Source organism: Bradyrhizobium sp. 2S1, assembly GCF_011516625.5.
Classification (GTDB): Bacteria; Pseudomonadota; Alphaproteobacteria; order Rhizobiales; family Xanthobacteraceae; genus Bradyrhizobium; species Bradyrhizobium septentrionale.
On the sequence record NZ_CP147717.1, the window covers coordinates 8,631,788 to 8,650,065 of the forward strand.

20 protein-coding genes, 1 tRNA gene and 1 pseudogene are annotated in these 18,278 nt (G+C 61.7%); 7 read left to right on the forward strand and 15 right to left on the reverse strand.

Features of this window, described 5'->3' with window-relative positions:
- Positions 1 to 6 precede the first annotated feature (6 nt).
- The 4 genes and pseudogenes from istB to HAP54_RS40940 all read left to right on the forward strand — a co-directional run.
- Positions 7 to 849: pseudogene (gene istB, locus HAP54_RS40925) on the forward strand (IS21-like element helper ATPase IstB); the annotation flags it as partial.
- Between the two features lie 329 nt (positions 850 to 1,178).
- A complete protein-coding gene (locus HAP54_RS40930) occupies positions 1,179 to 2,585 on the forward strand; it encodes an integrase catalytic domain-containing protein (RefSeq protein ID WP_166295107.1) in 1,407 nt (468 codons plus the stop codon).
- Positions 2,586 to 2,616: 31 nt separating this feature from the next.
- Positions 2,617 to 3,054: a terminase large subunit domain-containing protein gene (locus HAP54_RS40935; RefSeq protein ID WP_166296880.1), complete on the forward strand. Its 438-nt coding sequence runs from the start codon at positions 2,617 to 2,619 to the stop codon at positions 3,052 to 3,054.
- Positions 3,055 to 3,194: 140 nt separating this feature from the next.
- Positions 3,195 to 3,734 carry a hypothetical protein gene (locus HAP54_RS40940; protein ID WP_248114370.1) on the forward strand — a complete coding sequence of 180 codons (540 nt, stop codon included), beginning with the start codon at positions 3,195 to 3,197 and terminating at the stop codon, positions 3,732 to 3,734.
- Positions 3,735 to 4,057: 323 nt separating this feature from the next.
- On the opposite strand, the gene HAP54_RS40945 is transcribed toward HAP54_RS40940, so the two are convergent.
- From HAP54_RS40945 to HAP54_RS40985, 9 genes are all read right to left on the reverse strand, one after another.
- On the reverse strand, positions 4,058 to 5,092 hold the full coding sequence (locus tag HAP54_RS40945) for a serine/threonine-protein kinase (RefSeq protein WP_224741566.1): 1,035 nt from the start codon (positions 5,090 to 5,092) through the stop codon (positions 4,058 to 4,060).
- Positions 5,089 to 5,559, reverse strand: a complete 471-nt coding sequence (locus tag HAP54_RS40950) for a hypothetical protein (RefSeq protein ID WP_166296884.1) — start codon at positions 5,557 to 5,559, stop codon at positions 5,089 to 5,091. The genes HAP54_RS40945 and HAP54_RS40950 overlap by 4 nt, the downstream gene beginning before the upstream one ends.
- Positions 5,560 to 5,745: 186 nt before the next feature.
- Positions 5,746 to 5,823, reverse strand: a tRNA-Pro gene (locus tag HAP54_RS40955).
- 85 nt (positions 5,824 to 5,908) lie between these two features.
- Positions 5,909 to 6,526 (reverse strand): MerR family transcriptional regulator, encoded by a 618-nt coding sequence (locus HAP54_RS40960; protein WP_166296886.1) that lies wholly within the window; start codon positions 6,524 to 6,526, stop codon positions 5,909 to 5,911.
- Between the two features lie 127 nt (positions 6,527 to 6,653).
- Positions 6,654 to 6,989, reverse strand: a complete 336-nt coding sequence (locus HAP54_RS40965) for an integration host factor subunit alpha (RefSeq protein ID WP_021079083.1) — start codon at positions 6,987 to 6,989, stop codon at positions 6,654 to 6,656.
- 130 nt (positions 6,990 to 7,119) lie between these two features.
- Positions 7,120 to 8,097 carry a beta-ketoacyl-ACP synthase III gene (locus HAP54_RS40970; RefSeq protein WP_166296888.1) on the reverse strand — a complete coding sequence of 326 codons (978 nt, stop codon included), beginning with the start codon at positions 8,095 to 8,097 and terminating at the stop codon, positions 7,120 to 7,122.
- Complete coding sequence (gene plsX, locus HAP54_RS40975) at positions 8,094 to 9,155, reverse strand: phosphate acyltransferase PlsX (RefSeq protein WP_166296890.1); 1,062 nt, start codon at positions 9,153 to 9,155, stop codon at positions 8,094 to 8,096. The genes HAP54_RS40970 and plsX overlap by 4 nt, the downstream gene beginning before the upstream one ends.
- Positions 9,156 to 9,536: 381 nt before the next feature.
- Positions 9,537 to 10,124: a YceD family protein gene (locus HAP54_RS40980; RefSeq protein ID WP_166296892.1), complete on the reverse strand. Its 588-nt coding sequence runs from the start codon at positions 10,122 to 10,124 to the stop codon at positions 9,537 to 9,539.
- Positions 10,121 to 10,672, reverse strand: a complete 552-nt coding sequence (locus tag HAP54_RS40985) for a ubiquinol-cytochrome C chaperone family protein (protein WP_166296894.1) — start codon at positions 10,670 to 10,672, stop codon at positions 10,121 to 10,123. The genes HAP54_RS40980 and HAP54_RS40985 overlap by 4 nt, the downstream gene beginning before the upstream one ends.
- 137 nt (positions 10,673 to 10,809) lie before the next feature.
- Here HAP54_RS40985 and HAP54_RS40990 point away from each other — a divergent pair, with 137 nt between their 5' ends.
- Positions 10,810 to 11,286, forward strand: a complete 477-nt coding sequence (locus HAP54_RS40990) for an outer membrane protein assembly factor BamE (RefSeq protein WP_224741565.1) — start codon at positions 10,810 to 10,812, stop codon at positions 11,284 to 11,286.
- A gap of 54 nt (positions 11,287 to 11,340) precedes the next feature.
- Here the strand turns inward: HAP54_RS40990 and makE are convergent, their stop codons facing one another.
- From makE to makC (HAP54_RS41020), 6 genes are all read right to left on the reverse strand, one after another.
- The gene (makE, locus tag HAP54_RS40995; protein ID WP_166296898.1) at positions 11,341 to 12,396 is read right to left on the reverse strand and encodes an alpha-pore-forming cytotoxin subunit MakE; all 1,056 of its coding nucleotides are present in this window, start codon (positions 12,394 to 12,396) and stop codon (positions 11,341 to 11,343) included.
- Between the two features lie 15 nt (positions 12,397 to 12,411).
- A complete protein-coding gene (locus HAP54_RS41000; RefSeq protein WP_166296900.1) occupies positions 12,412 to 13,200 on the reverse strand; it encodes a hypothetical protein in 789 nt (262 codons plus the stop codon).
- A gap of 59 nt (positions 13,201 to 13,259) precedes the next feature.
- Positions 13,260 to 14,342 carry an alpha-pore-forming cytotoxin MakA gene (gene makA / locus HAP54_RS41005; protein WP_029081143.1) on the reverse strand — a complete coding sequence of 361 codons (1,083 nt, stop codon included), beginning with the start codon at positions 14,340 to 14,342 and terminating at the stop codon, positions 13,260 to 13,262.
- Between the two features lie 61 nt (positions 14,343 to 14,403).
- Complete coding sequence (makB, locus tag HAP54_RS41010; protein ID WP_166296902.1) at positions 14,404 to 15,462, reverse strand: alpha-pore-forming cytotoxin subunit MakB; 1,059 nt, start codon at positions 15,460 to 15,462, stop codon at positions 14,404 to 14,406.
- 2 nt (positions 15,463 to 15,464) lie between these two features.
- The gene (gene makC, locus HAP54_RS41015; protein ID WP_210297472.1) at positions 15,465 to 15,893 is read right to left on the reverse strand and encodes an alpha-pore-forming tripartite toxin MakABE regulator; all 429 of its coding nucleotides are present in this window, start codon (positions 15,891 to 15,893) and stop codon (positions 15,465 to 15,467) included.
- Between the two features lie 16 nt (positions 15,894 to 15,909).
- The gene (gene makC / locus HAP54_RS41020) at positions 15,910 to 16,299 is read right to left on the reverse strand and encodes an alpha-pore-forming tripartite toxin MakABE regulator (protein ID WP_166296904.1); all 390 of its coding nucleotides are present in this window, start codon (positions 16,297 to 16,299) and stop codon (positions 15,910 to 15,912) included.
- A gap of 437 nt (positions 16,300 to 16,736) precedes the next feature.
- Here makC (HAP54_RS41020) and HAP54_RS41025 point away from each other — a divergent pair, with 437 nt between their 5' ends.
- The gene (locus HAP54_RS41025) at positions 16,737 to 17,093 is read left to right on the forward strand and encodes a hypothetical protein (protein WP_029081139.1); all 357 of its coding nucleotides are present in this window, start codon (positions 16,737 to 16,739) and stop codon (positions 17,091 to 17,093) included.
- Between the two features lie 145 nt (positions 17,094 to 17,238).
- The gene (locus tag HAP54_RS41030; RefSeq protein WP_166306929.1) at positions 17,239 to 18,246 is read left to right on the forward strand and encodes a Bug family tripartite tricarboxylate transporter substrate binding protein; all 1,008 of its coding nucleotides are present in this window, start codon (positions 17,239 to 17,241) and stop codon (positions 18,244 to 18,246) included.
- The last annotated feature ends 32 nt before the right edge of the window (positions 18,247 to 18,278 follow it).

Here is an 18,278-nt window from a genome sequence, read left to right on the forward strand (position 1 = left end):
CATCTGATGGAACGAACCCAAATCTTCGACCTCATGGGCGAGCTCAAGCTCTACGGCATGAAGGCTGCCTTCGACGAGATCATGGCAACTGCCGTCAAGCGCCAGCACGAACCTCAGCGCATTGTCGGCGACCTGCTTAACGCCGAGATCAACGAGAAGCAGGCCCGCTCGATCAAATACCAGCTGACCATTGCCAAGCTGCCGCTTGCCAAGGACATCGCCGACTTCCAGTTCGACGGCACGCCGATCAATCAGACTCTCGTCAATGATCTCGCCAGCGGCGGCTTCATCGCCCAGCAACGCAATGTCGTGCTGGTTGGCGGCACCGGCACAGGCAAGACCCACCTGGCCATTGCCATCGCCAGAAGCTGCATCCGATCCGGTGCCCGCGGCCGCTTCTTCAACGTAGTCGACCTCGTCAATCGCCTCGAGACCGAGACCCGCAACGGACGGCAAGGACGGCTCGCCGAGCATCTGACCCGGATGGACTTCATCGTGCTGGATGAACTCGGCTATTTGCCCTTCGCCCAGTCCGGTGGCCAGCTCCTCTTCCACCTCGTCAGCCGGCTCTATGAGCGCGCCTCCGTCATCGTGACGACCAATCTCGCCTTCGGCGAATGGCCGAGCGTGTTCGGCGACGCCAAAATGACCACAGCGCTGCTCGACCGATTGACCCATCACTGCGACATTGTCGAGACCGGCAACGATAGCTGGCGGTTCAAGAGCCGAGACGACGATCACGCCACCCGCGCTCGTCTCGCCTCCGCTATCCCGGCCAGCTCCGACGAGACGAGCGCTACCAGCAAAGCCCGCCGCACGAAGGGGTCAAAATTGGACGCCGATGAGGGGCGCATTGCCTCATCGAAAATGTTACCGAACAATTCCGCTGATGACTGGGGCGGCGTTACCGAATCAGGTCGGTGGCGCCAATGGCGAGCGGGATCAGCATGGGCGCAAGGCGCGAGGTGTTGGCCGCGGTGGCGAGGCGCTACCGTGCGGCTGGACGAGTTGAGAAGGGACGGATCCTTGACGAGTTGACAGCAACGACGGGTTGGCACCGCAAGCACGCGGTGCGAGCACTGTCGGTTGCCGGAAGGGACAGGCCCAGACCACCACTGGACGAAGGGGCAACGAGCCCAACCGAACCAGCGACAAGTCGGCGACGCAAATACGCCAGCGTGCGCGACGCGCTGATCGCGCTGTGGGAAGCCTCCGATCGCGTCTGCGGTAAGCGCCTCGTATCGATGATCCCAGTGCTGTTGCCCGCACTCGAGCGGCATGGCCGGCTGAAGCCAACGAGCGCAGAGCGTGCGCTGCTGACAACTCTGAGCGCGGCGACGATCGATCGGATGTTGATCGACGTTAAAATTGCGGCTGCTGGGGGGCGCCGGCGGCGAGTCGGATTCTACTCGGCGATTCGACGCGAGGTGCCGATCCGCACTTTCAATGACTGGGCAAACCCGCCGCCAGGCTTTTGCGAGATCGACATGGTCGCGCACGGTGGGACCAGCGTCGCCGGCTCGTTTATCCAGACTTTGACCATGGTGGACATCGCAACAGGATGGACGGAATGCCTGCCCCTGGTGACACGCGATGGCAGCCTCGTCGTGGAAGCGATGACGCGAGCACAGGGCCTGTTCCCGTGGGTGATCTGTGGCGCCGACTTCGATAACGACAGCGCGTTCATGAACGACGTCGTCGTTCCATGGTGCCGAGCACAGAAGATCGAGGTAACGCGGTCACGTGCCTACAAAAAGAACGATCAGGCTTTCGTGGAGCAGAAGAACGGTGCGGTGGTCCGGCGGCTCGTCGGATACGGGCGCTTCGACGGGGTCGAGACGGCCCGCGTGATGGCACGTCTCTACGCGGCGGCGCGCCTGCTGGTGAACTTCTTCCAGCCGTCATTCAAGCTCAAAGAGAAGCGCCGCGAGGGTGCCAAGATCATCAAACGCTATCATCCGCCTGCCACACCATACGAACGTGCACTGGGGCACCCGAAACTCCCATCAGCGGTCAAGCGCCGTCTGCGCCAGACGTATCGGACTCTCGATCCCATACAATTGCTTGCCACGATCCGCACGGCGCAGGAAGAGCTCGGCGAACGGATCGGCAAGCGCGGTCTTGCGAAGGTTCCCACCGTATCGCCGGCTGATCCGCTCTCGTTTGCCCGATCGCTCGGCACGGCGGCAAACACCGCCGAAGTGCGGGCCACGCACCGCCGGCCGAAACGGCGATATAAAAAGCGTATTCGCATGCCCTCGAAGCTCGATCCCCATCTCGCGATCATCGAGAACTGGCTCGCCGTCGAGCCACAGCTCACTGCACTGGCCATCGTGGGCAGGCTCGCCACGATCGATCCTTCGATGTTCAGCGACAAGCAGCATTCGATCGTTCAGCGCCTGCTTCGGTCCCTCCGGCGGAAGGTGGCGGAGATAGCCATCGTATCCATGCCCGTGGATGAAATACGGCCCGAGGCTGTGGACGGCGCTGCGTGTGATGAGCACTCCGCCCCGCCCACAGCCTCTCCACCGAGCTGGCCGCGGCTCGAGACCGAGACCTTCATCCCGGGTAACATTACTTCCTGAGGCAATACGAGGGGTCAAATTTGCAGGCCGATTGACACTGGAGTTCGTCAACGGTTCGCGGATCCTGGCGCTGCCCGGCGACGCCAAGACGATCCGCGGCCTGTCTGCGCCGGCCCTGGTCATTGTCGACGAAGCCGCGTTTGCCAACGACGACTTGATCCAAGCGCTGCGCCCCATGTTGGCCGTGTCGAACGGCCAGTTGATCGCGCTCAGCACACCCAACGGCAAGCGCGGGTGGTTTTATGAGCAGTGGCACAGTGGGGATGATAGTTGGCGGCGCTTTCGCGTGCCGGCGACCGACTGTCCGCGCATCTCGAAAGAATTCCTGGCCGAACAGCTCCGTGAGCTGGGCCCGACCCGCTATTCGCAGGAATACGAACTAGCGTTCGTTGACAGCGAGGACTCGGCATTTTCGACGTCAATCATTGATTCGATATTCACCAATGAGGTTCGACCGCTATGGACATAGCGAAAAGGTCATTTGATTGGCGTCGGATCCCCGCTCGTCCCGTCGATCGCTGGTACGTCGGAGTCGACATTGGGCAGAGCACAGACCCGACCGCCATATCCGTTATGCATCATAAATCGGTGCCGCTCGACGATTGGACCATGAACGAAAAGGCGGAACTGTGGAAACAGAAAAAGGACGAGCATTTCGACGTCCGCCACTTGGAGCGGTTGCCCTTGGGTATGCCGTACCCAGAGCAAATTCAGCGCGTTGCAAACGTGCTCGCGCGACCGCCATTGAACATGCTCAATCCGAAATTGGTAATCGACGAAACGGGCGTAGGTCGGCCGGTCGGGGACATGTTCAACGCTGCCGGCTTGCATCCCTATCGGGTCACGATCACGGCCGGCCTTGAGGCAACGCAGCACAGCGGCGATTCCTGGCACGTGCCCAAGGCGTTGCTGATATCGAACCTTGAGGCGCGGTCGCATTCGGGCGAATTGCGCATTGCCGCGGGGGCGAACGACGCCAGCGCCCTCAAAGAAGAAATGAAGGACTTCAAGCGGAAGATTTCAGAGGCCGGCCGAACCACCTACGCCGCGCGCGTCGGCGCCCATGACGACCTGGTGCTGTCGGTCGCCATCACGCTGTGGATGGCGACGCAGGGACCGACATTTTACCAGGAGCCGTTGCGGATTTAGGGACTTCCGAGCGACCACGCGCAGTTCGTTAACGAAAACCGTGAAAAGTGATATTTGCTTTGGGTTGCGCGACTCGCTCGTTCCTGTTATGTTCCATTGTCGATTTCGGAACCAGGTAGAACAACTATGCTCCAATTTCCGAGATGTCGTCATTGCCAGCGTCAGTGGAAGCCCCGACAGGGGACGGTGGCCGCACAGGCCTACTGCTATCGATGCCGGGGCGATCGGCGCGAAATTGCCAAGCAGACGTTCGCGCTCAAACCGTTAACGGCGGATGATCTGACAGGGCAGTACGTGCGGGTTTGGCGCAAGGCGCGCTAAGATCATTTCGTCATTTTGGCAAATAGCGCGGTCAATTCACGCTCGGCTGTGTCGAGCCCGACACCAATCGACGAGCCAAGGTTTCTCTTGTTGCCTTTACCTACTGGCTCGCTCCAGGCGGACCAATTGTACATTCTTGAAGCCGTCTGCTCCCAAACTACAAAGTATCTTCGATTCTTGTGCACGCACGTCCAGCGTATCTCGTTGGCGTTTTGAGAGCACTCCCATCTCGGCAACGTGTGGAGCCTGGAATATGCAGCTAAGGCTTCGTTGGCAGTCTGGTATCGCGCGGCTGGGTCGTCATGCATCATTGTCCTCAACACGGTGCGCCACGGCTTTGGAACGTGCGGGAGGAACGGCAAATTTTTCGCGAAACCTCCTCGACCGACGACATGACGGGGTGGAGGGAGTTGCGCATACCATGCGGCACCGTGAATGATTCTATAAATAGTCATGCCAAGCGCCCAGATGTCAGTTTTTATGCTTGTGCCGCCGCCTCCGTGGATCTCCGGTGCTAAATGGTCGCTGTAACCTTGCACCGATGCATACCCGACGATGATGTTGTCAGTGACAAGGCCGAAGTCGCCAAGCTGCGCTGCGCCGTGTTTGTTGAGCAAGATGTTGGCAGGTTTAATGTCACGATGGAGCATGTTCCTCGCATGCAGCGCAGCTAATCCCATTGTGACATGATTTGCGTACTTTCGGACGTCGGCAAGCGGCATCGGCCCAGTCTCAAACTTTTTCTGTAAGCAGCCGCCCGAACAATGGTCCATGACAAGATGGACCGCGTCGCTCGTTGCGCTTTCGAGCAATCCGTGGACCTTAACCACATTGGCGTGCTCTGCACGGCTTAGTCGCTGCCCTTCCGCGAGCAGTCCCTTTTTCCGGGCCTGCCAATCTGAATCGGGCTCGCTCGCAAGCCGGGTGAATATTTTGACGGCGACCAGTCCGTGTACGTCATCGGTGCCTGAATGCACTTCACCGAAGTGCCCATTACCTATCTTTGGTCCGATTTTAAGGTTGGAAATTAAGGTCACTGATCATTCCGCGCGGCGAGCAGAACGATTGCAGCCTCGCGGCTGCCCATCCGCAAGTTGGCTCCCGCAACCTGCTTCGTCCAAAAGTCATTGTCAGCGACGTACTCGTCCACCTTACGATCGCCAAACGTGCGACTGATGGATGCTTTTGATTTCACGTCGGTCCGAACAACACCACCACAAGCGCTCATAACCACACCACGCAACTCGGCCGATTGAAGAAGCGCTTTTGTCGCAGCGTTCCGGCTAATGGCGCTTTCTTTCACCACCACGCGCTTGATCGAATGCTCGCGAACATAGTCGGCGAGATGGTGAGCGATCGTGGAATAGGCCTCAGCTCGGTTGCCCGACTGCAACGTTAGCGTTTGGTCGCTCTGCAAAATGAGCGGATTTGCGCCGTCGATTTCGGCATCCACCATAACTACTCTGTCGCCCGACACGACGACGCCCAGCCAACGATCAGCCATTTCAAGCCCAAATATGAGGGATGATTCGCTAAAATATACCAGCGGTTGCGCGCGTCAGAAACAAGCGTTGGCGTTTCTGCCCAGATTTACACCGCTCGCTCCGTTATTGGCACGGGGCTGCAATGGGATGTTACCCGGTCCGTTACCCGGGGTGCAATCTAACCGATAAGAGATCCGGCTAAGTATTGGTCGGAGCGAGAGGATTTGAACCTCCGACCCCTAGTCTCCCAGACTAGTGCGCTAACCGGGCTGCGCCACGCTCCGATGCCGTTCCATTAGCTGCGATCCTGTGTTCGCGCAAGGCAAAGCAGGCCTTTCAGGGCCGCAATCGGGACCCCGGTTCCCCGACTCAGCCGTCCTTCATCGCCGCGTCGATCATCTGCCGGCAGGCGACCAGCTCCTGCAGCACGCGTTCGAGCCGCTCGCGATCGGCCGACGGAACGGAGGGGCGCACCGGCGGCGCCGCAGCCGACGCCTTGCCCGGCTGCGCGGACGCCTTGCTCGGATGGGCGTGCGCCTTGTAGGTCGACAGGATCGGATCCTCGTCGGGATCGACGAATCGGTAGTCGATTCCCTGCTCGTCGCCGTCGCCCTCCTCGCCGTCGAAATCGAGGCCGTCATTGCTCTCGAGCTCGTCGGGCTCGGCCATGCTGTTGCCGACCGCCTCCTCGACCGCGCCGAACGAGACCGCCGCGGTCTGGTCGGCGATGCCCTGCACCGACTTGATGCCATGCTCCTTCAGGATCCGCTGCACGCCGCGGATGGTGTAGCCCTCGCCGTAGAGTAGCCGGCGGATGCCCTTGAGCAGGTCGACGTCGTCAGGGCGATAATAGCGGCGGCCGCCGCTGCGCTTCATCGGCTTGATCTGCGCGAAGCGCGTTTCCCAGAACCTCAGCACATGCTGGGGAATATCAAGCTCGTCAGCGACTTCGCTGATGGTACGGAACGCATCCGGCGCCTTGTCCAAATGCCCGCTCCTCTCGCCTCAATGGCTAGAACCCTTTCCGTTCCGATTGAATCGGAACGGAGCTCCAGATTCTAGTTTTGGCGCGTTTTCTTCACGCGAACCGGTATCCACTTCGCTTGAAAACGCTCTAGTCGGCCTTGCTGCCGTCGCCATTGGTGACGGCATGGCCATTGATCCGCTGCTTCAGGATCGCCGACGGCTTGAACACCATCACCCGCCGCGGCGAGATCGGCACCTCGGTGCCGGTCTTTGGATTACGCCCGATACGCTGGCCCTTCTTGCGCACCATGAAGGAGCCGAATGACGACAGCTTCACCGTCTCGCCTTTTTCAAGGCAATCGGTGATCTCCTTCAATACCAACTCGACAAATGCCGACGATTCCGTGCGCGACAGGCCTACCTTTTGGTAGACCGCCTCACACAAATCGACACGCGTCACTGTTTTTCCGGTTCCCGTGGTCATCGCCTGCCCCGCACTCTCGGCGAACAATTTCTTGACTGAAATTAAAAGCTTAGCGCGCAATGGTCAACAGCGACCAGCATCCGGACGCCGGAAAGATACCGGCAACCTGTTGGCACTCTTTAATGACGCGCTACCAGCGCACGAGCGCCGAGCCCCAGGTGAAGCCGCCGCCCATCGCCTCAAACAGCACCAGATCGCCCTTCTTGACGCGTCCGTCCTTCACGGCGACCGACAGCGCCAGCGGGATCGAGGCCGCCGACGTGTTGCCGTGCTTGTCGACCGTCAAGACCACTTTCTGCGGCGCAATATGCAGCTTGTGGGCCGATGCATCGATGATTCGCTTGTTGGCCTGATGCGGAATGAACCAGGTGATGTCGTCGGCGGTAAAGCCGGTGGCGTTGAACGCATCGACGATCACATCGGTGATCATGCCGACGGCGTGCTTGAACACCTCGCGGCCTTCCATCCGGAGATATCCGACCGTCCTGGTCGAGCCGGGGCCGCCATCGACGTACAGCTTCGACTTGTGGCGCCCGTCGGAACGCAGATGCGTCGTCAACACGCCGGGATCGCTGATCGTGCCGGAATGCTCCTGGGCCTCCAGCACGACCGCGCCGGCGCCATCGCCGAACAGCACGCAGGTGCCGCGGTCGTTCCAGTCGAGGATGCGCGAGAAGGTCTCGGCACCGATCACCAGCGCCCGCTTGTGGTGGCCGGCACGCAGGAAATTGTCGGCGGTGGTCAGCGCAAAGACGAAGCCCGAGCACACCGCCTGCAGGTCGAAGGCCACGCCATGGTTGATGCCGAGCCCGTGCTGGACCGCGACCGCGGTGGCCGGAAAGGTGTTGTCGGGCGTCGAGGTCGCCAGCACGATCAGGTCGATCGATTGGGCGTCGATGTTGGCATCGGCGAGCGCGGCGCGCGCCGCATTGATCGCGAGATGCGAGGTGAACTCGTCATCTGCGGCGATATGGCGCTCGCTGATGCCGGTGCGCTGCACGATCCAGTCATCCGACGTGTCGATCCGGCTGGCCAGTTCGGCATTGGTCAAAACCCGCTCCGGCAAATATGAGCCGCAGCCGAGCACTACCGAACGTATCGCAGTCACGAGACAGCCTCCTGCGCGGTCGGTGCCTTTACCAGGGCGCTGCCGTCGCGGTTGAGCATCTGATTGATCTTGGTGAGGAGATCGTAGTGGGCCATCTCATAGCCAACATCCACCGCATAGGCAAAGCCTTCCGCGTTGATGCCGCCATGGCTCTTGACCACCACGCCGTTCAGGCCGAGCAGCAGGCCGCCATTCGACTTGTTGGGATCGAGCTTGTCGCGCAGCTTCTGGAACGCGCCGCGGGCAAGCAGATAGCCGATCCGCGCCAGCCAGCTCGACGACATCGCCTCGCGCAGCAGCGTGAACATCTGGCGCGCGGTTCCCTCGGCGGCCTTGAGCGCGATATTGCCGCTGAAACCTTCCGACACGATCACGTCGGCGAGCCCCTTGCCGATCGCGTCGCCCTCGACAAAGCCGATATAGTCGAACTGGTTCGAGTTCATCGCGCGCAGCATCTCGGCCGCCTCGCGGATTTCGCCGTGCCCCTTGATCTCTTCGGACCCGATATTGAGCAGGCCGACGGTCGGCCGTTCGAGGTTGAACAGCACGCTCGCCATCGCGCTGCCCATCACCGCGAGCGTCGCCAGATGGTGGGCGTCGCCGCCGATCGAGGCGCCGAGATCGAGCACCACCGAATCGCCGCGCAGCGTCGGCCACACCGCGGCGAGCGCCGGGCGGTCGACGCCGGGCAGCGTCCGCAAATTGATGCTGCCCATCGCCATCAAGGCGCCGGAGTTGCCGGCGGAGACCGCGACGTCGGCCTCGCCATGCTTCACCGCATCGATCGCCAGCCACATCGACGACGCCCTGCGGGTCCGCCGCAGCGCCTGGCTCGGCTTCTCGTCATTCTTCACGGCGACGTCGGTATGGATCACCTTCGATACTGCCTTGAGCGCAGGATGCTTCGCGAGTTCCGGCTCGATCTGGGCCCGGTCTCCGACCAGCAGGAATTCACTGCCGGGATGACGGCTCAATGAGATCGCGGCGCCGGGAATAACCACCGATGCGCCGACATCGCCCCCCATGGCGTCAAGCGCGATTCGAACCTTTTGAGGCATGAACGTCCCGGAAACCTGCTCTCCCACAGCCCTTCAACGCAGGCCGCGAGCTTGAAGTCACCGCTGTCAACGGCGCGCGGCCAAACACCAATTCGCGTCCCGGCCGGGCCGCGACAATAGCGTTTCCGCGGTCCGACACAACCTCTTGACCGCAAACGACCGAGCCGTCAAACCCGTCACGCAACACATCCAAACATACCAGAAATATATTATATTTCAACGCATTGCGACATTTATTTGAAGTGACCACCGACATCCCTCGCGAAGCCGTGCAAGCAAGCCATCCCCTCAAATGTGGCTTCAGAGCGTTTTCGAGCGGAAGTGGATCCCGGTTCGCGTGAAGAAAACGCGTCAAAACAAAAAAGCTGCCCTTAGCCGCCCTCAACTGCCCTTGGGCTTCTTGCCGTTAGGCTTTTCCTTCAGCGCTTTCAGCGCGGCAAAGGGATGATTTTCCGGATCAGGGGCTTCAACCTCCTGTTCAAACACCGCATCCACCTTGCGCGGATACGGGTCTATGCCGAGAAACAGCGCATCGGTGGCGAGCCGGCCGATGTCGATGAAGCCGCCTGTGATCGGCTCCGGCGGATCCGGCGTTTCCTCATCGCCGGCCTCGGCGTCGTCGACCAGGTCGGCCATCTCCGGGATCTGCTCGGGCGGCGCGAACATCACATCGATCTCTTCATCGATCTCGTTCTCGATCGGATCGAGCGTCACCACGCAGGTCTGCCCGACCTTCGCCAAAACCCTGCCGGTGACGTGGCAGCTGCCGTCGCGCTTGGGCTGCAGATCGAACGTCGCGTGCGCCGAGATCACCTCGCGCAACTCCGCGGCCTCGGCCATCGCCTTGCGCACCGCCTCGTCGGCCACGATCTCGCGATGCAGACCGGTCTCCGGGATTTGCGCGACATTGACGAGAACGCGCCAAGGGTCCCGCACGGCATCGGGCCGTCCTGTGGTCCCGCCGCTCATGCCGCCGTCCCCGCAGCCTGCGGCGCGGGAAAGCGCCACGCGCCCTCGGTCAGCGCCGCGAGGTCGGTGTGATCAAGCACCGCCATTGCCTCCCCGGCATAGGCGGCCAGTTCGCGCGCCTGGTCGATATTCTGGCCGTTGAGGATGTTCTTGCAGAACGACTGGGCCAGGGCCTCCTCGCTGTCGGTCAGCGCCAAATCATAGGCCGCGGTACGGCCATAGAAGGCCTCGCCGAACGCCTGCATGCGCTTGGGCACCGTGAGGTCGCCGACGCCCATTTCCCGCAGGTTGTCGTCCATGTCGATGCAGAAATGATCGAACAGCGCTTGCGACAGCCCCACGCCGCCCTCGGCGGACTTTAATCGCCGCAGCACCAGCCAGAGATGCATCAGAAGCAGGTCAAAACGGCCGTTAACCGTGTCGGGAACGCCCAAGTCACGGTAAAATAACGGTTCTCGCGCCTGCGTCACGATCATGCCATAGATGGTCTCAATGGTGCTGCGCGCGGGCACCGGGGGTCTTCTGAAGTGATTGAACGGCCAAAGCATGACGGGTTCCGGCTGCCGGCTCCCCAAAGGACACCTGTTGAGCGGTCGCCCATTGGAGCGCGGCATGATTGCAATCCATTGAGCTGCCCGGTACGTCAATGCCACGGCCGATGCAAGGGGACGGATCAGTTCCGCCGATGAACCACACTCTTCCACGACAGTCTCGCGCCGCTTCCGCGCGCGGGTTTTTCACGCGCTTTCGCGCGATCGCCGTCATTGGCCTGGTCTGCGCCGCCCTCGGCGGCTGCGCCGGCGAACAATTCCAGAAGGGCTATATCCTGCCTGAAGGAGCGCTCGAGCAGATCCCGATCGGCGCGAGCCAGGATCAGGTGCTGATCGTGCTCGGCACGCCCTCGACCGTCGCAACACTGGACGGCGAGGTGTTCTATTACATCTCGCAGCGGACCTCGCGCCCGGTTGCCTTCATGAACCAGCGGGTGGTCGACCAGCGCGTGATCGCGGTCTATTTCGACAAGAACCGGCAGGTGCGCCGGCTCGCCAATTACGGCCTCAAGGACGGCAAGATCTTCGACTTCGTCAGCCGCACCACGCCGACGTCGGGCCAGGAAATGTCCTACCTGACACCGCTCTTCAAGCTGCTCAGCTTCAACTGACCGGAATCAGCTATCGCGCCCCGCCCAAGTCCCGGACGCTAAAGTCCGGGACGCTCAACCAATTCTCACCCGGCTGGTGTCGATCTGCCGCCCGGTAAGGTCGGCGACGTGGCTGACGATCAAATTCCACTCGTTGCAAGCAGCGGTGTACCAGGCCTGACTGACGATGAGGTCGGCCGCCGACGTCGCGGCCTGCAGCTTGGCGATCACGCCGCCGAGCTCGCCGTCCAGAGCGGTCCAGCCGGTCCGGAGCGAATCAAGCGCGTTCTCGATCATCGCCATATCGCTCAGCACGAGCCCGGTGCTCATGGTGAGCGCGCCCAGCGTTGCGACTATCCTTTGATCGTCGCTGAGCGCCGACTGATCAGAGGCGATCTTCTGCTGATAGCCCGATATCTCCGATTGCATGGCATTGATCTGGCCCTCGGCTTCGGCGATCGAGGCCACGCCGATGCCGGCCAGGATCAGCGACGCGCCGCCGGTCAGCGGCGCGAACACGACACCGAAGATGGTTTCGATGATGCCGCGCGTGCGCGCGGCTTTCGCCCGTGCGATCGCCTCGCGGTCGGTCTGGATTTGCACGTTGAGCAGTTTGATCTGGTTGTTGATCGCATCGATCTCGCCCTGAATCTGCTGCTCCTGGGCCTGTACCTGCCCGACCGTGTTGCGCATCGCCTGGTCGGCCTGCAGCATCGCCTGCTCGAACGTCTGGAGCTTGCCGAGATAGTCCGCGATCTGTCCGATCATGGCCTGGATCGGCGGCTCAAGCGCCTGCATCGCGGTGATCAGTTCGGCCTTGCCGCCGGCCGAGAAGCGTTGCTCGAGTGCGGCAAACAGAGCGTCGATCTGCGGCGCTGCCGCGACAAACGCCTGCCCGGCGGCGGCAATCGTATCGAGGATGTCGGTCTGGAAATACAGCACTCCGCTGCGGCGCCAGCCGACGACCAGGTTCTCGGCGGCGCCGAGCTCCTGGTCGAGCTGATCGTACCAGGGGGAAGCGACCTCCGCGATCTCGGCCTCGATCACCGCCTGGCAGGACGAGTTGAGCAGCACGATCGCGCCCATGCTCGCGTCGATCTCCGCATTCGTCGCCGCACCGCTGAAAGGCATCTCGTCTCCCCTCTGTTACGCGGCCCTGCCGGGGATTCCGATCGAAGCGGTCGCCAGCTTCTGCGCGAACTGCGTGGCAGCGGCCCATTCGGCCTGCGTGGCCGAGCCGAAAGTGTCGGCCGCGAACGTGCCCAGCGTGACCTTGCCGGCCCTAAGCTCCGCCAATGCATCGCCCATCGCGTCCCGAAGCGCGCCCCAGGCACCGATGAGCTCACGCAGACGCGTCAGTGCATCGCCGGTCGAGCCCAGCACCTGCTCGGCGGCAGACAGCGCAAGCGCCGCCGCGGCTTTTGCGTCAGGCGATTGGTCCGCCGCCGCGCGCAGCGCAGCATCGCGGGCATGCATGGTCTCTCCCCATGCATTGATCGTTGCGAGCCTCGTTTCGAGGCCGGCGACAGTTACGTGCAATGACTGATCCAGTGGGCCGGCGAGTTCGAGCCCGATTTCAACGAAGGGATCGCCTGCGCCCTGCGCATCCGGATGATCAGCCGCAATCGAGCTGACCTGCGAAGAGATCGCCGAAAACGTCGTGCCGTGGTTGATGACCAGCACCAGAACTTCGCCGGTGACATCAGGCCCGATATTGTCGATCCAGTCCTGCGCCTGCGCCTTGGCGGCATCGAGCTTGCTGTTGAGGTCGTCGAACCAGTCGGGCTTTGGCGACGGCTGGATCAGCGGCGCGTTGAGCAAACCATGGCAGGCTGCAGTGACCGCGGCGAGACCCCCGAAGGTCGCCTTGCACGCAGAAGTTAGCCTGCCCAGGCCGCCCACATCCGGTGCGCCGCCTGGCTTGTCGTTCGACATGACGAATTCCTTTCAAGCAAGGCGGGCACCGTCGGCAGGCGGCGGTGCCCGCGAGATGATCAAGCGGCTTTGCCGTCCATCGCCAGTTCCTTGGCCGGATATGAAACCGGGGCGTTGACCAGCCCCTGCGCAAACGACGTCGCATCGGCCCATTCCGAGGCTGCAGCGGTGGTGAAAGCACCCGCCACGATGGTGCTGAGCGCCGCTTCAGCCGATTCAAGCTTCGCCAGCACGCCCTGCAGTTCGCCCTGGAACACAGTCCAGCTGGTGCGGAAGTCGGACAGCGCGTTGCTGGCGTCGGTGATGTACTGGATCGCCTGGCTCGAGGCGGAGCCCAGCCCCTGCAGGGCGACCATTTGGCGCTTGTCGTCGTCCAGCTCCTTCTGGTCCTGGGCGATCTCGTCGAATTGCTTGTTGATCTTGCTCTGCATGACGCCCCACGTCACGGCGCCACCGACGACCAGCAAGCCGCCGGTGCCGGCAACAAGGAGGCTGGCGCCGCCCGTTTCAGGCGCAAGCGCGATACCCACCACCAGGAGAAGCAATCCAATGGCGATGCCGCCAGCGGACGCCGCGATCGCGATATTCTCGTTATGAATGGTGTCGTTGAGCACCTTGATCGCTTCGTTCATCTTGCTGATGTCGGCGCTCAGATCCGCTTCCGCCTTCTGAATGCTGACCGCACCCGAGGTCAGGGCGTCGTGCGACGCCTGCATCAGGTCGCCCCAGTTCTTCATCAGCGTCTGTGTGGTGTTGGCATTGGTGACGATGACCTGCACCGACTGCTCCAGCGCGGCGACCAGCTCATGAACCTGCTTGACGTAGGGGTTGTCGGCGCCTTGTGCGTCCGGGTGCGCGTTAACGATCGACTGGATCGTGCCGGTGATGGCCGAATAGGTCGTGCCGTAGTTGATGACCTGCACCGGAACGCCGCCGGTGACGCTGGGCCCGATATTGTCGATCCAGTCCTGCGCGTGCGTCTTGGCGACGTCGAGCTTGCTGTTGAGGTCGTCGAACCAACTCGGCTTGGGCGACGGCGGCACGAACACCGTGTTCAGGATGCCGTGACACGCCTGGGTGATCAATGACAAGATCACGAAGGCCGATTGGGTTTGGGTCTCAAGCTTGGTGGTCGCCGCCAATTTCGGCGCTGCTTTTACTTTCAGTTTTGCTAGTGCCATCATGATCTCTCTCCTGCGCGTGCTAGGTTGCGATCGGATGCTGCGGGTCCAGCGTCACCGGCGGCCCGACCGTGGTCTTGGTCGCCGGTATTGCGATTGCGAACTTGCTGATCGCCTGCCAGTTCGCGTTCGCGATCGGGATGGTGAAGATGTCGAAATAGGTCGCCGGGTCGGCGCCGGCTTGAAGCGCCTGGATCGCCTGCTGCACCTTGTCGCGCTCGGTGCTCCACATCGTCACGATCTGGGGCATCACGTCGACGATGCGTCCGAATGTCAGCTCGAGATTGTAGAGCAGCCGCAGCACGAGCTTGGTGCCGGCGGCTGCCTGTGCCTCCTGGCTCGCCTCGATCTGCAGCTTGGCGATCTGCTGCAAGGTCTCGCCGACTTCGGCGGTCTTGGTGATGATGTCGTAGTAGAATTTTCCGACGGTGAAGGCGGCGGCGGCCATCCCGAGGAAGGAGAAGGATTCGCCGACCCCGGTGGCGACGTTGTAGAGTGTCTTCACCGTAGTCGTGACCACGCTCTGGCCGGTGCTGATGTCGCCCGCGGTGATGGAATCCTGGAGCGAGCCGACCAGATCCTCCAGACGCGTGAGCTGCGCGGCGATCTTGACCATCTGCTGCTCTTCGTCCTGCAGCTCGGCCCACCCCGCATTGATGCTGCTCTCCAGCAACGGCTGGATGTTCTTGAAAGCCTGATAGTGGCCTTGCAGCGCCGTCGCCGCGATGTTCGTGGCGTCGATCGACTTGTTGAGCTGGCTGAGCAGAACCTCCTTCAGCAACTTGATCCACTGATCGCTTGTGGTGGCCTTGGCATCGGCCACGCCGGCGAAGGCGCTGCCATAGTTGCTGAACTGCGTCAGCACCGGTCCCCAGACCGAGGGCTTGTCCTCGATCCATTTCGCGCCGGCCTGCCCCAACATGCCGACCCGGTTGCGCACCGGCGCCAGCCAGTCGGGGTCCTTCACCAGCACGCCGATGGTCGTGCCGCTCGCGCTGATCGAATAGCTGTCGAGCCGCAATATCTCGTTGAACGCCTGGGCCAGCAGGCTGTTCGCGACGTTGATCGATGGGCTCAGCATGGTCAGGATATCTTCAGGAATGGATCGAAGGTCATGGCCTTGCCGTCCATGGTCAGCACGCAGGAATATTGCTGGTTGCCCTTGAAGCCCTGGGCTTCGACCCGGCCGGACCAATAGGTGCCGTCGGGCGTGGTCACCGACTGCGGAACGCAGATCTTGTCGTTGATCATCTGGCCGGTGAACTGGGTGATGTTCACGTCGCTGGATGGCGACACCGCGACCACGCTCCAGTTGAGGACCTGACCGTCCTTGACCGCGGTGTAGAGCTCCGCCTGCCCTTCGCTGCCCGAGCCCGCGTGTTTGTTGGTGTCGATCATATATACGTTGTCCTGAAGGTTGCCGGAGGCGAGCGCGCCTTCGACATCCGCCACGATCAACACATCGACTTGACTCAATGCGGCTGCTGCACGCTCTGTTTTATCTGCACTCACGCTGCTGCTCCCTGCGTTAGACAATCTTGATGGATGAGTTGAGCGTCATTGACCTTCCACCGATCGACAGGGCGATCGTGTAAGAAAGGGACGCGAATTGACCGTGGGATTCGACCCGGCCGGACCACACATCCGGGTTGCCCACCTGCGGAGCCGGCTTGCAGACCGACGTGGAGATCATTTGACCGGAGAAGCCGGTGATCGACACCTGGCCCGTGGGGCTGACGGGAGTGACGCTCCAGTTCACGACCTGGCCGTCCTGCACGACCGTGTTGAGCGTCGGCGTTCCCTCGTTCCACGACCCGAGATAGCCGTTGTTGTCAACCAGAAATGAATTGTCGACAGCCGATCCGCTGGAGAGCGCGCCCTCGGTATCAACAACGATCAGTGCGTCGACTGTTCCCATCGCTGTCCAATCCAAAAATACGAGGTGTCGTTAGCGCCCGCGCCAATCGCTTGGCAGCAAGGCACTGTTACAATGTTCGGCTTTATTTGTTAGAAAATACTTCTCTAGGTAGTTACACCCTGAGGTAGTATGCATGCACAGAGGCTGAGCGCAAGAACGATTCTTGTTCAACACGAAAAGTTGGTCATCGGCTTCACATGCGCGCTCAATTTAAAACCAATGCAACGCTGCGATAGCAAAACAGACAGCGCAGCTCCTTCGCGCGATTTTGATTTGTCGTGCTTCGACCGAGCGATTGCTCCAATCAATTTATAGTTGCTTGCAATATATTCACACGCTCGCAGCGATGCTCGTGCTACGCTCGCTATGAGCCCGATCATGCCAATCGGCTCTTCAAGGGCTCTCGTCAGCCTTCATTCAGCAGGGAGATCAACGTCATGGGCTTTTATGGACCGGAACCTTTCGATAGCGCACAGGCCGTTTATGTCTGGACGGGCTTGGGCGCGCCGGGATTCTTCTCCGTCACCGTCAAGGGGAACGCCCCGAATTTCACATCAGGAATCAAACTCATCCGCGACGAGCAATGGGTCGGTGGTCTCGCCATCAGGGTGATGGGATGGACCGGTCCGCTCGGCCAAGGCACCAAGCCCTACACGGTGAAAGGGTCTTTCCCCGGATCCTTCCTCAAGGAGATCGTGATTATCGGAAGCAACAAGACCGAAGTCATCAAGGTGAGCGAAATCCCGTTCACCAACGACGAAGCCTTCGCCAAGAACGCCGACGCGCTGGTGTAACCGCGCCACCGACCTGAAGCAGGCCTGCGCCAGGTCTGCTACGCCAAGTCTGCTGCGCCAAGTCGTCCGCTTGCCGGACAGCCGCGCCATGCCTACGCTCCCTGCAAAATAAAATCATGCAGGGAGCGAAGTCGTGACCAGGGGATTGACCAAGGGATATCTTTCTCGCCGAGGAGTACTTGCGGGGGCTGCGGCCCTTTCGACGGCAGCGATCCTGCCGCGCGCCAGTCGTGGTGCCGGCGACTGGCGGCCGTCTGAGACGGTTCGGATCATCGTGCCGGCGGCAGCCGGCGGCTCCACCGACGTGATGGGGCGGCTGCTCGCCGCGCATCTGCAGCCGATCTGGGGCCAGTCGGTGGTCGTCGAGAATCGCTCCGGCGCCGGCGGCACCATCGGCACATCGGAGGTCGCCCGCGCCAAGGGCGACGGCCACACCATCCTGATCGGCAATCCCGGCCCCAACGCGATCGCCTTCAGCATCTTCCGAAACCTGACCTACAAGGCCGACCAGTTGCAGGCGGTCTCCAACATGATCCGGATCCCGAACATCGTCTCGGCGCATCCGTCGACCGGGCTCAAATCGATCCCCGACTTGATCGACTATCTGAAGAAGAACCCCGACAAGCTGACCTACGGCTCATCCGGCACCGGACAGAGCCCTCACCTCACCGGCGCCTGGTTCCTGCAGCTCACCGGGCTGAAGATGACGCACGTACCGTTCCGCGGCGCCGGCCCGGCGCTGCAGGCCGGGCTCGCCGGCGACATCCAGATCCTGTTCGACAATCTCTATCCATCGCTGCCGCAGGTGCAGGACGGCAAGCTCAACGGGCTCTGGGTCACGACGCCCGAGCGCAGCGAATCCGCGCCCAACCTACCCACGATGCGCGAGGGCGCGCCGGAGCTGGCAAAATTCGACGTCTCGTCCTGGTTTGGCGTGTTCCTGCCGAAGACTGCGCCGGCGCCGGTGCTCGACGAACTGAACCGCCAGGTCAAGGCAATGCTGGAGCGCGACGACATCAAGAAGAATATCGCCGGCATGGGCGCGCGTGCCGACTACGGCACGCCGCAGCAGTTCTCCGATTTCGTCGATGCGGAAACCAAAAAGTTCGCCGCGATCATCGAGAAGGAAGGCTTGCAGATGGAGGTGAAGTGAGCTGGCTGCTCGGGTGCGGCGCCGGGGTCTTG